The sequence below is a fragment of the Flagellimonas algarum genome (assembly GCF_040513375.1).
Lineage (GTDB): Bacteria > Bacteroidota > Bacteroidia > Flavobacteriales > Flavobacteriaceae > Flagellimonas_B > Flagellimonas_B algarum.
The window spans coordinates 1,017,527-1,030,609 of sequence record NZ_JBEVTG010000001.1; the positions used below are offsets into that span (position 1 = coordinate 1,017,527).

At 48.2% G+C, this 13,083-nt stretch carries 7 protein-coding genes; all 7 read right to left on the minus strand.

The features are described 5' to 3' along the window. Positions 1-17: 17 nt before the first annotated feature. Genes ABV409_RS04650 through ABV409_RS04680 form a run of 7 tightly spaced genes read right to left on the minus strand, consistent with a single transcriptional unit; the run spans position 18 to position 13,071 of the window. Positions 18-2,450, minus strand: a complete 2,433-nt coding sequence (locus tag ABV409_RS04650; RefSeq protein WP_353876380.1) for an ABC transporter permease — start codon at positions 2,448-2,450, stop codon at positions 18-20. Positions 2,451-2,474: 24 nt separating this feature from the next. After that, the gene (locus tag ABV409_RS04655) at positions 2,475-4,865 is read right to left on the minus strand and encodes an ABC transporter permease (RefSeq protein WP_353876381.1); all 2,391 of its coding nucleotides are present in this window, start codon (positions 4,863-4,865) and stop codon (positions 2,475-2,477) included. A gap of 24 nt (positions 4,866-4,889) precedes the next feature. Continuing rightward, positions 4,890-7,280, minus strand: a complete 2,391-nt coding sequence (locus ABV409_RS04660; RefSeq protein ID WP_353876382.1) for an ABC transporter permease — start codon at positions 7,278-7,280, stop codon at positions 4,890-4,892. Positions 7,281-7,318: 38 nt separating this feature from the next. Next, entirely contained in the window at positions 7,319-9,718 is a 2,400-nt protein-coding gene (locus ABV409_RS04665; RefSeq protein ID WP_353876383.1) for an ABC transporter permease, read from the minus strand. Positions 9,719-9,767: 49 nt separating this feature from the next. Continuing rightward, positions 9,768-10,463 (minus strand): ABC transporter ATP-binding protein, encoded by a 696-nt coding sequence (locus ABV409_RS04670; RefSeq protein WP_353876384.1) that lies wholly within the window; start codon positions 10,461-10,463, stop codon positions 9,768-9,770. A 12-nt stretch (positions 10,464-10,475) separates the two neighbouring features. Then, the gene (locus tag ABV409_RS04675) at positions 10,476-11,726 is read right to left on the minus strand and encodes an efflux RND transporter periplasmic adaptor subunit (RefSeq protein ID WP_353876385.1); all 1,251 of its coding nucleotides are present in this window, start codon (positions 11,724-11,726) and stop codon (positions 10,476-10,478) included. A gap of 1 nt (position 11,727) precedes the next feature. After that, the gene (locus tag ABV409_RS04680; protein ID WP_353876386.1) at positions 11,728-13,071 is read right to left on the minus strand and encodes a TolC family protein; all 1,344 of its coding nucleotides are present in this window, start codon (positions 13,069-13,071) and stop codon (positions 11,728-11,730) included. Positions 13,072-13,083 lie beyond the last annotated feature (12 nt).

Genomic DNA, 13,083 nt, shown 5'->3' on the forward strand with positions numbered 1-13,083 from the left:
TGATTGATGCTATTTCATTATTCGGTTTTTAGGCTTTCGATCGGGTTGACGATTGCAGCTTTGATACTTTGAAAACTGACGGTCAATAGGGCGATCCCTACAGCCATGAACGAGGCTATGGCGAAGACGCCCAGACCGATATCGATATGGTAGGTGAAATCCTGTAACCAGCGGTTCATGGCGAACCAGCCAATCGGGAGGGCGATTAGGATCGCAATGGCGACCAACTTCAAAAAGTCAAACGAAAGGCGATAGGTAATCTGGCCGACCGAGGCACCGAGTACTTTGCGCACCCCGATTTCCTTGATCCGTTTTTGCGCATTGAATGCCGCCAAGCCAAACAAACCGAGGCAGGCGATAAAAAGGGATAGCGCGGTGAAGATGATAAAGATCTTACCTAAACGCTGTTCGTTTCGATACACCTCATCGAAGGAGTCGTCCATAAAACGATAATCAAAAGCAAGACCGGTGGCGAATTCCGACCACAGGCCGTCAATTTGGCCAAGGGTCTGTTGAAAATCGCCCGCATGTAGTTTGACGACCATCGTCGCCTCACTTCTTCCGATACGTAATGATAGTGGGCGAACCACGTTACGCATGGTCTCGAAATGAAAATTCTTGACTACGCCGATAATGGTGAAAAAGCTGAGGTTTTCTTCATCGACACCCCTTGAGATCCTTTTGCCCAAGGCCGTTTCGGGATCAAGCCCCATCACTTGAACTGCGGTTTCATTGATGATGATGGCCGTTGAATCGGTGGTGATGTTCGGGTCGAAGGCCCGACCGGACACCATTTCGAGTCCGAGGGTTTCGATATAATCGAAATCAACCGGCCATCCTTGCATGTTCACAGCGGATTCTTGGCTCATTTTCCCTTCAAGGAAATAGGACGAATCGGTTCGGCCCGAGGGAGTGGGCACATAACTGCTCAGCGAAGCTTGGGATACCTGTGCCAATTGCTTGACCTCCTCTTTGAAGGTTTGTGCATTGTCACCCAATCGGTTGACGTTATTGATCAGAACGACCTGGTCTTTCTCATACCCCAGGTCTTTGTTCTGTATGAAATGCAGTTGTTGGCCGACCACCAAGGTGCCGACGATCAAAAAGACCGAAATGGCGAATTGGAATACGACCAATGAACTTCGCAAACGTGATCCACCCACACTGGTTTCCCCACTTCCCTTCAACACCCGTGCCGGCATAAAGCGCGACATGAAAAAGGCGGGATAGCTACCCGATATCAGGGAAAGCAATAACGCTCCTGAAAGCAGGATCAACCAGAATACGGGGTTCTTAAACGGAAAAGCGATCGCCTTATCGGCCAATTCATTGAAAAAGGGCAGGGCGATCAAGACCAAAACGATGGCGACTGCCAAGGCAAAGCCGGTAATCAAACCCGATTCGGTCAAAAATTGTCGGACCAAACTCTTTTTGTTCGACCCCAAGGTTTTTCGAATACCCACCTCTTTAGCCCGTTTTAACGAATAGGCTGTCGAGAGGTTCATAAAATTGATACTTGCCAAAAGAAGTAAGAACAACGCGATGAACGACAGGATGTAAATGTTGTTGAGGTCCCCGTTTTGACTGATATCGGTCTCGCGATGTGATTTCAAGTGGATGTCCAACAAAGGGATGGTGGTATAGTGCATGTAGTTGCCCGACGCCTCGAATTGCTGTAAGGTGATGCCAGGAAAGAACTGTTGCGCATAGGGAATCAAATAGTCTTCGACCATGCCCTGTAAGGGTGCCGCGATCGATGCGATTTCGGTGTTGGGCTTCAGTTTGATGAAGGTATTGTAGTTATGACTGCCCCATTCGTTACTGAAGGAGTCTTCATGGCCCATCATCGACATGAATACGCTGTAATTCGCTAATAGGGAATTCAACGGAAGATCTTCGATAATACCGGTCACCGTGTAGATTTGCCCTTCGTTCAAAACCAGTTTTTCACCTACGGCCCGTTCGACCGGAAAGTGTTTTTCGGCCGCCGTTCGGGTCAATATCAAGGTGTTGGGTTCATTTAGTGCGGTCTTTTGGTTGCCGTAGAGCAGTTCCAGACCGAGCATATCGATCAAGGTAGTATCCGCGAAAGCGGTGTTGTTTTCCAAAACCAATTCCTTGGAATTTTCCAAATTCAAGGAACTGCGGCCCCAGGGGCGTATCCGCAAAACGGTTTCCACTTGTGGGATATCGTTTAGGATCGCTGCCGCCATCGGCGCGGATACCTGCGAAAGTTCACGGTCGGGCCCACCGAATTTCATATCGGCATCGATTCGATGGATCCTTTCGGCATCGGCGAACATGGTATCGTAGTTCAACTCATCGTTGATGTACAGGGCGATCATCAGGGTGCCTGCGATACCTACGGCCAGGCCCAAGGTGTTCAGGGCGTTCAAAAACGGTTGTTTTTTGATGCTCCTCCAGGCGATTTTCAATTGGTTCTTTAACATGATACTTCGTTTTTTGATGCTGATTTATTCGGTTCTAAGGCTGGTTATCGGATTGACCCTTGCGGCCTTTAAGGCCTTGTAGGTGATCGTAGCCATGGCGATACCGACCATGCCACCTATGGCAAGGGCGAATATCCACCAGGAGAGTTCGGTTTTAAAGGTGTAGTTTTCGAGCCAACGGCCCATGATCAAATAGGCGATCGGGGTCGCAATGGCACCTGATACTAGGATCATAGCGACAAAATCCTTGGCCAAGAGCGATAAGATCTGGGCCAGATTGCTGCCCAATACCTTTCGAATGCCGATTTCTTTGGTCTTTTGGGTAACGAAGAAGCTGATCAGTCCATAAACCCCTAAACACCCGATAAGGATCGCAAGGATGGAAAACACTTTCGACAGACTCAAAAACCGTTGTTCGGCTTCATACTGTTGTGCGACCCTGTCGTCTAAAAAGGTATAGTTGAAGATATGGGCAGGAAACAGGTCGGTCCATTCTTTTTCGATTCCCGTCAAGGTCTCCGATAGTTGCTCCGTGTTCAATTTGAGGGCAAAGTCCCCATAAAAATCCGGTTCGGCAACCATAAAAACCGGGTTGATGCTTTCTTCAAAGGATCGATCGTGAAAGTCTTCGACGACCCCGACGATGGTGCCGCCTAGGCTCCCTGAAAACAAGGCGATGTTCTTGCCCAACAGTTGGCTAGGGTCTGACACGCCTACCTTTTTGGCAAAGGTCGCGTTGACCACGACTTCATAAACCGAGTCGCGTTCGATATAGTTCCTACCTGCCAAAAGTGGAATTTCGAAGGTGTTCAAATAATCGGAATCGGCCGCTTTCAGTTGGATACTGAACTCCTCGTCTTCGGGATTGTTGTTGTAGCGCACTGCGGTTCCCCAAGTCATGTCGGTCGCTCCAGGAGAGGTCAGACAACGGCTTACGGATTGTACACCGTTGATTTTCGATAGTCTTTCTTTAAGGCCCTCCAATTGTATTGGGGTCACTTGCGTGGGAGGTACACGAAGCATCAACACCCCATTTTGGTTGTATCCCAAATCCGAAGTCAGGGCGTAGTCCAATTGCTTGTTGACTACTAAGGTTCCGGCGATGAGCATGATCGCAATCGTGAACTGGGCAATGACCAGCCCTTTACGGGTTCGCGACCCACCGATATCTTTTGACGAAAGTTGGTTTTTCAAGGCCAATACCGGAGAGACCCTAGTGATCAAGATCCCTGGATAGCTGCCTGCGAAAAAAGTGACCAGGGCCAAAAGAAGCATTGCGAAACCAAGGAAGGCAGGATCCAAAAGGCCACTAAGCGACAGTGAAAGGTCGAATATGGCATTGAACCACGGCAGGGCCAACGCGCTTAAACCGATACCGGTGATCAGGGCCAGTAGACTGGTCAAAAAGGTTTCGACCATGAATTGCCAAAAGAGTTGGCTTTTTACTCCGCCTACGACCTTACGCATTCCGACTTCCTTAGAGCGATAGACCGACTGCCCGGTAGAGATATTGATGAAATTGATACACGCCATGCCCAAGATAAAGACCCCGATCAAGGAAAAAATCCAGAGCGTCGACTTTGGTATTTGCCCTCCGTAGCGGGCATCATGGTGCATGGTCGATAAGGGTTGTAAATGATAGGTGTGTTTGTTTTTCGAATCGGGCCGGTACTTATCGGGGTATGCGGCAATTGCGGCTTCAATGGCATCAAGATCTTGATTGGGTCGCAAGAGACCAAAGCACATCAGATTGCCCCAAATGCCATCCCAGGATTCGCTGGACACGAATTCGGCAAAGGCCGGTGTCTTGAAGGAAATGAAAATCGAGCTCTTGAAATCGGTGGTGGCCGGAATAGGCTTTAGGATGCCGGTAACGGTTATCGTATGGCGGTTATTGAACAAAAAGGTCTCACCAATGGCATTCGCCCTACCGAAGAGCTTTTGGGCCATGGCCTCGGTCATTACCGCGGTGTTGGGATTTTCAAGGGCAGCATTTGGGCTGCCTTCCAGAAAAGGAAAATCAAAAATCGAGAAAAAATCCGCCTCTACGAAACCGACTTCCTCGCTGACGTTCATCCTCAGGTCACGTGACTCGACGGCGATGAGCTGTTCGCCCCCCAATTGGAAGTGCTTCGCTGTTTTTTCAGCATAGGCATAATCCGATTTGAAGGCATTGGGAAATCCGGGTGGTACGGAGGGGGAATAGGTAATCCCATCTAGTTTTTCTTCCGTAACGAAACGTACGATACGGTCTCCTTTTTCATGAAAAGTATCATAGGCCAAATGGTGGCTTACAAATAGGAAAATAACGATCGCACAACCAAACCCGATGGCGAGGCCCATAATGTTGATCGATGCGAAGACTTTACGCTTAAATAGGCTTCTCCATGCTATTTTCAATTGATTTTTAAACATGTTCAGTCATTTTTTGTTGATGATTCATTCCGTTCTCAGGCTTGTGACCGGGCTGACCCGTGCCGCCCTGAACGCTTTATAGGCAATGGTGGCCATGGTGATACTGACCATTCCGCCTATGGCCAGCACGAATATCCACCATGACATTTCGGTCTTGAAAGTGTAGTTCTCGAGCCAACGACCCATAACCATGTAGGCCAATGGTGTGGCGATCGTACCAGCTAAAAGGATCATGACTACGAAGTCCTTCGCCAATAGTGATAATATCTGGGGCAGGTTGCTGCCGAGCACCTTTCGGATTCCGATTTCTTTGGTCTTTTGGGTAATGAAATAGGTGATCAACCCATACACCCCAAGGCAACCGATCAAAATTGCGAGGATCGAAAACACTTTGGTCAAAGTCAAAAAGCGCTGTTCGGCTTGGTATTGTTCGGCGACCCGTTGGTCTAGAAAGTCATAATCGAACACGAATTCAGGAAAGAGGTTCGACCATTCATTCTCAATCCGTTCGATGGTCTCGGTTATTTGCGCCGTATGCAATTTGATGGCGAATTCCGAGTAATATTCTGTGATTGGGGCCACAAAGATCGGGTTGATGTTCTCTTGGAACGACCGATCATGGAAATCGGACAAGACCCCGACAATAGTGCCCTGTACCCTGCCCGAGTTGATGGCGATGCGCTTGCCCAACAAGTCATTGACATCGTCGACCCCCACTTTTTTTGCGAAAGTCGCATTGACCAAAACCTCGAAAACAGAGTCTTTTTCGAAATAGTTCCTTCCGGCCAACAGCGGAATTTGAAAGGTGTTCAAATAATCATCGTCGGCAGCTTTTACCTGAACAGAGAATTCTTCGTTATTCGGGTTATTGTTGTACCGCACACTGGTGCCCCATTGCAAGTAAGCTGCCCCTGGTGAAGCCAAACATCGGGTGACCGAGCTGACCCCTTGGAATTTTGTAAGTCGTTCTTTCAAACCGTCCAACTGAATGGGTGAAACGTCATCGGTCGGGATCGAAAGCATCATTACCGCTTCCTTGTTATAGCCTAGGTCTGAGCTGATGGCATAGTTCAGTTGTTTGTTGACCACCAAGGTGCCCACGATCAGCATGATGGCAATGGCGAATTGGGCGATAACCAGAATCTTACGGGTACGCGATCCACCGATATCGCGGGCCGAAAGTTGGTTTTTCAATGCCAAAATAGGGGTGACCCGCGCCATTAAAATCCCTGGGTAGCTTCCGGCCAAGAAGGTAACCACTGCCAGAAGCAAGAATACGAATCCTATGAATTTCGGCTGAAGCAGCCCACTCAATGAAAGGGTCAGGTCGAACATGGCGTTGAAACGCGGTAAGGCCAAAACGCTTAGCCCAATGCCTACGGCCAGTGCCAAGAGACTTGTCAAAAAGGTTTCGACCATAAATTGCCAAAAGAGTTGGCCCTTGACACCACCGACTACCTTGCGCATTCCGACCTCTTTGGATCGATATACCGATTGACCTGTTGAAATATTGATGAAGTTGATGCAGGCCATCCCTAAAATAAACAGTCCGATCAGTGCGAAAATCAACAAAGTCGTACGAGAGATCCCACCGCCATATTTGGTATTCAGGTGGATGTCGGACAAGGCCTGTAACCTGTACGTGTGTTTGTTCGTAGAAGTCGGCCTGAACTTTTCCGGGTAGCCTGAAATATCGCTTTCGATTGTGCTGATATTTTGATTGGGGCGCAAAAGCCCGTAACAGGTCAAATTGGTAGTGATTCCACCCCAAGACTCACTTCCACTGAAAGAAGAAAAAGAGGTCAAGGTGGGAAAGGAAATAAAGATCTTGCTGGTGAATTCGGTATTCTTGGGAAACTTTCGGAGCACTCCAGTGACCGTTATCGTTTCTTTGTTTCCGAAGCGGAACGTTTGTCCCACCGGATCAAGCTCGCCAAAAAGACGTTGGGCGATATCTTCAGTGATGACGGCTGTATTCGGTTCGTTCAATGGCACTTCGTTTGAACCGTTGAGCATCGGAAAATCGAAGATCTTGAAAAAATCGGCCTCAACGAAACGGACCTCGTCATCGACGTTCATTTTCAAATTGCGGCTATCCAATTGTAAGACTTCGTCGCCCCAATAGACCATTTTGGCCATTTTCTCGGCGTAGGTATAGTCTGTTTTAAAGGCATTGGCGAAACCGGGGGGTACCGAAGCCGAATATTCGATGCCGTCTTGGTTTTCTTCAGTTACGAATCGGTAGATCCGCTCCCCGTTGGTATGAAAAGTGTCAAAACCCAAATGATGGTTCACAAAGAGAAAGATGATCAAAGCACATCCGAATCCGATGGCCAGCCCTAGGATGTTGATGAGTGAGAATACTTTTCTCTTGAAGAGGTTCCTCCACGCTATTTTCAATTGATTTTTGAACATGGCTTTTCGTTTTTTGAGGCCCGATGGTCGGGCATGGGTTATTCCGTCCGTAGACTTTTCACCGGGTTTTGCTTGGCGGCCCTAATGGCTTGGAAGCTTACCGTAAGTACCGTGATGCCCATGGCCCCCAACATGGCCAATCCGAAGATCCACCATTTGAGGATCACGCGATAGGGATATTCTTGCAACCACCCGTTCATGACGTAGTAGGCAATAGGAACCGCGATGAAACAGGAAATAATGACCAGTTTCAAAAAGTCTTTTGACAGCATGTTCCAAACGTTGAATACCGTGGCACCCAATACTTTTCGTACCCCGATTTCCTTGGTACGTTGCTCGGCAACGAAGGAGGTGAGTCCGAACAGTCCCAAACAACTGATTAAAATGGCAAGGGCGGTGAAGATACCGGCTAGGCTGCCTACACGTTCTTCAGCGGCGAATTTCTCACCGTACTCCTCATCCACGAATTGATATTCAAATGGGATATCGGGAAAGTGTTCCTTGAATACGCGTTCGATAACCGCAATGTTCGCGCTGGCGCTCTTGTTCGGGTTCAGCCGTAGGTTGTAATAGCTGAAATTATCGAATCGATCGTATACGTACATGCCTTGTTTTACGGGTTCGTAAGGGGATTGCGCGATCATGTCCTCGACCACACCGATGATCTTCAAGGGCGGATCGGGATCCTCCTCATCGTCATCCTTGATATACATTCCGACCGGATTCTCAAGGCCTAGATAGCGTTTTGCCGTTTCATTGATGAGCACCCCAAGGGAGTCGGAAGCGAATTCACGAGAGAAATCGCGCCCTTCAACGATCTTTAGGTTCAAGGTGCTGGCATATTCAGGGGAAACCTCGGTCCAGGCCAAATCTTCTTGAAAACCTTCGGGTTTGCCCTCCCAGGTAAAGCCTCCTCGATTCGACCAGATACGAGTGGTCGGGCTACTGGAGGTCGCCATCGCGACCACGGCCCCTGAACTGATGAACTCGTTGCGCATCAAATCGGTTTTTCCCGTAAAATCCTGGCTAAAAGTGGGCACTTGGATCAATCCTTCCTTGTCGTACCCGATCGGTCGGTTCTTGGCATGGTTGATCTGTTGCATGACGATAAAGGTGCCGATGATGAAAGCTACGGAAACCGTGAACTGGAGTACGACCAAGATCTTTCGCGGTAAACCGGAATATTTTCCTCCTTTGAAGGTGCCTTTCAAGACATCGACCGGTTTGAAAGATGAAAGGTAAAGGGCAGGGTAGCTTCCGGCCAATAAAGCCGTGAAAAGGATGAAGACCAATGAAGTGGCCCAAAACACGAATTGGCCCCAAGGAAAGCTGATTTCCTTTCGCGATAAATCGTTGAACCCGCTCAATGAAAGCAATACGATCACACAGGCGACGACAAAGGCAAAGGCCACGACCAAAAAGGATTCGCTCAAGAATTGATAGATCAATTGCCCTTTCAACGAGCCGATCGACTTGCGGATGCCCACCTCCTTGGCGCGCTTTTCAGACCGTGCCGTACTTAGGTTCATGAAATTGATACAGGCCAATAGGAGTACGAAGACTCCGATAATACCGAACAGCCAAACGTATTTGATACGGCCGCCGACCTGTTTCCCATTTTCAAAATTGCCCCGCAAGTACCATTCCTCCATCGGGAATAAGAAAATCTGCGGATTGAATTCCGCAGTACTTTCATTCAGGTCTTTTTTGACATTGCGGATCTTCTCTGAAACTTCGGCCATATCGACCTTATCGGCCAACTGGACGAAGAATTGGAAGGAGTTGTTGCCCCAATTGTCCTCGGCTTCTTGAACCCATTCACGGGTCGAAACGTATTGGTCCCAAGGAATGATGTATTCGGTATCGCTGAACGAGTTGTTATACGGGATGTCTTGATAAACCGCCGTCACGTTGAGGTCGTATTCATTGCTTACCTTGACCGTTTTGCCAATGGGGTCCAAGGCCCCGAACAAGGCTTCAGCGGTCGAGGCGGAAAGCATGATCGAATTGATATCGCGAAGGCCGTCTTTTTCCCCTTTCAAGATTTCAAGATCGAGAAAATCGGGTCCTTGGCGTTGCATATAGTTTCCGGTGCGCGATAGGTTGGTTTCACCGTATTTAAGATACAGGCTGCTGGTCCAAGATGACATCAGCATGTATTCAAAATTGTCACCGTAGCGTTCGCGCATAGCCATTTCCAAGGGGCGCGGTATGGCCGGCCCGGTTCCTGTCTGCCCATTGAACGTCTGTGATTGGTAGACTTGGGCGATTTTGCCTTTTTCTTTGAAATAGCTGTTATGGGTCAACTCATCGTTCATCCAAAGACCGATGATCAAAGTGACTGCCATTCCAAGGGCCAACCCTCCGATATTGATCAAGGAATACCCTTTGTTTTTCAAGAGGTTCCTCCAGGCGATTTTCAGATAGTTTTTGAACATGGCTTTCTTTTTTGATTGATTATTGGATGTGATTGATGAATAAACTCGTTTAAATGACAGCTCCTACGGCCCTATTCTGGCTTTCGGTCACGATCTGGCCGTCGAATAGGTTGATGACCCGGTGTGCGTAATGCGAGTCACGATCGGAGTGCGTTACCATGACGATGGTGGTACCCTCTTGGTTCAATTCGGTCAAAAGGTTCATTACTTCGATACCGTTTTTCGAATCCAAGTTACCTGTCGGCTCATCCGCCAAAATAAGCTTCGGGTTGGTCACTACGGCCCTAGATATAGCTACACGTTGTTGTTGTCCTCCGGAGAGTTGTTGTGGGAAATGCTTTTCGCGATGGGCGATCTTCATGCGTTCAAGAACGGCCTTGACTTTTTCGCGGCGTTCCGATTTGCTCATTTTCAAGTAGATCAACGGGAGTTCCACATTTTCATAGACGGTAAGCTCGTCAATGAGGTTGAAGCTCTGGAAAACGAAGCCCAAATTCCCTTTACGTAGCTGGGTGCGCTGGCTTTCCTTTAAACCGGCCACTTCATGGCCTGCAAAATTATAGCTACCCTCAGAAGGGTTGTCGAGCATACCGATAATGTTCAACAGGGTGGATTTGCCGCAGCCAGAAGGCCCCATGACCGCAACAAATTCCCCTTCCTCAACTTTGAGGTTCACCCCGTTCAAAGCCAGGGTCTCTACTTCTTCGGTTCTAAAACTTTTCTTTAATTCTTGGATCTGTATCATGTTCTTGATGGATTACTTTAATACGATTCGTTCGGCTTCACCGAAACTGTCATAATTACTGGTTATTACTTGTTCTCCGGGTTCCAGACCTTCTAGAACCTCATAATATCTTGAATTTTGCTTGCCGACCCTGATGTTGCGTTTCAGGGCTTCGTTGCCATCGGGTGAGAGCACGAATACCCATTGTCCGCCGGTGCTATTGAAAAACCCGCCTTTCGGTAACAGTAGGGCATCGTTCGACGCTCCCAGCTGCAATCGGATGTTATAGCTTTGGCCGGCGCGGATGGTTTCCGGTTTTTCATCGGTAAAGACAAGATCGACATTGAATCGACCGTTTCGCACCTCAGGATAGACCTTGCGCAGTCGTAGCGCGTATTCTTTTCCGTTTCGTTCAAGGCTGGCCGAAAGATCGCGTTTCACCCGATCGATATAGTGTTCGTCGATAGCGGCCTCGATCTTAAAATCGGTCAAGACATTGACCTGACCGATACGTTGGCCTTGGGTGATGTTCTGTCCGATTTCGGCGTCGAGAAAGCCCAACTGGCCATCTGCGGGAGCCCTGACGTTCAAATGGTCCAATCGTTCGTAGACCATCGACAGTGTTTTTTTCATCCGATCGAGATCGGTATCGAGACCCGCTAAAGAGGTGCTGCGTAAGGCATCGTCTTGTTCGGTCTGGAGTTTGACGATCTCATACTGTTTTTGCGCGAGTTCGTAATTCTCTTTGGAAGTCAGGTACACTTCTCGTGAAACCAGCTCATCTTCATAAAGGGCGGTGTTCTGTTCGAAATTCCTTTTAAGTCGTTGCAGATCGGTACTTGCCGTAGCCAATGAGCGTCGCCCTTCGACCTGTCGGGCATCGAAAGTCAAACGGGTCGACCGCAGATCATTTTGTTTCAAGGCCAGATTACTTTCACTGGCCAAGATCTGCTCATAGAGGTTCATATTCTCTAACCTGAGGATGATGTCGCCTTTTTTGACCATCGCCCCTTCTTCAATGAGCTTTTCGGATACCCGACCACCTTCATAGGCATCCATATAGATGGTGGCGATTGGGGCCACGTTGCCATTGATCGTGATGTAATCGTCGAACTTGCCATTGCTCACCTGGGAAATCGAAAGCCGTTCTTTTTCGGTTCGAAATGTCGAAGCGGAGCTGCCCGTGGCCAGTTTGTAGCCAACGAACAGAACTAAGACGCCAAGGGCGATGTAGCCATAGTGTTTCGGACGAAGTCCTTTTTTCCTTTCGAGTTGTATATCCATTTTAGTTGATATTAAATATTGGAAGACCCTGATAAAAGTCTAGGGTGCTTTTGTTCACTTTTAATCGCAATTGTGCTTGCAGGTTCTGGTTTTGTGCGGTCGCATAGAGTGTTTTCGCCTGCCCCAGTTCGATGGCATTGATCATGCCTTTCTCATAGCGTTTTTGGGCAATTGAAAAGGAAAGTCCCTGCGAGGTCACGCTCTTTTGTGTCTGTGCGGTCTCGGCTTTTAAGGCTTCGTTCTCCTGTACCAATTGTTGAATGATCTGGTAAAGCTCCTGGGCCGTTATCTTTGCATTGTTCTTAGCGCGTTCCAAGGCGATTTTTTGTTGTTTGATCCTGGAACGGTTCGACCAAGCGCTGAAAACGGGTACGTTCAAAGTAGCCCCTATGTACTCAAAGCGGTTGTCGCGGAACTGATCTCTAAAAGGAATGGTATTTCCCAAGGTATCCCGGATGGTTTCGAAATATCCAGTACCGACACCACCACCGAAAGAAAGGGTGGGGTACAGCGACCCCCTGGTCACGGCCAGTTGTTTTCTTGCGGCCTTGACACGATATTCCTGTGCTTTGATCGACGGCATGAACGACTTGGCCGTACTGAAGATCGAATCAGAGACCAAGGTCCTTGTTTCCATGGTAAACGCCCCTTCTTCAATGACGGGTTGGATCGAGATATCACTCTCGTTTTCAACGTTCATGGCCTGTAACAAGGTCAATTTGGCCGCGTTCAATCGGTTTTGGTTTTGGGTCAGGGCCAATTTATCGGTCAACAAAAGGGCCTCGGCCTCGTACAGGTCGGCACCTGCCATGACCCCGAGCTCGACTTGTTTCGAAACGAGGTCATAATTGGTTTGGGATATGGCTACCTGTTCTTCCGAAATGGTAATCAGGCCTTCGATGAATTGGATGTCGTAATAGGCCGACATCACCCGAAAGGCCAAAAGGTACTTCTGTTGAAGGCTCTCTTCTTTGGTTGCTTTGTATAAAAATTTCGAGGCTTTGATGGAATTGATTTTTTGGAACCCTTGAAACAGGTCAAAGGAGGCGTCCAAAGAATAATTGTTCGAAAATATATCGGTGTTGACGATACTGTTGTCTTCCGGGTTGATCTGGCGACCATAGCGGATGAAATAGTTCGCAAAACCACTTATGGTGGGTAGCAGATCGCGCACCGACTGTCGGTAGGTTTCCCTATTCGATTGGGTGTTCAGATCAAAATCGTTCAATTGAAGATTGTGTTCTACAGCATATGAGATGCACTCGTCGAGTGTCCAGACCTTTTGTGAAAAAGCCTTGGTAAACACCATCAGGGCAAATAGAAATAAAAGCTGTTTTCGGTTCATGATTTTTCTAGT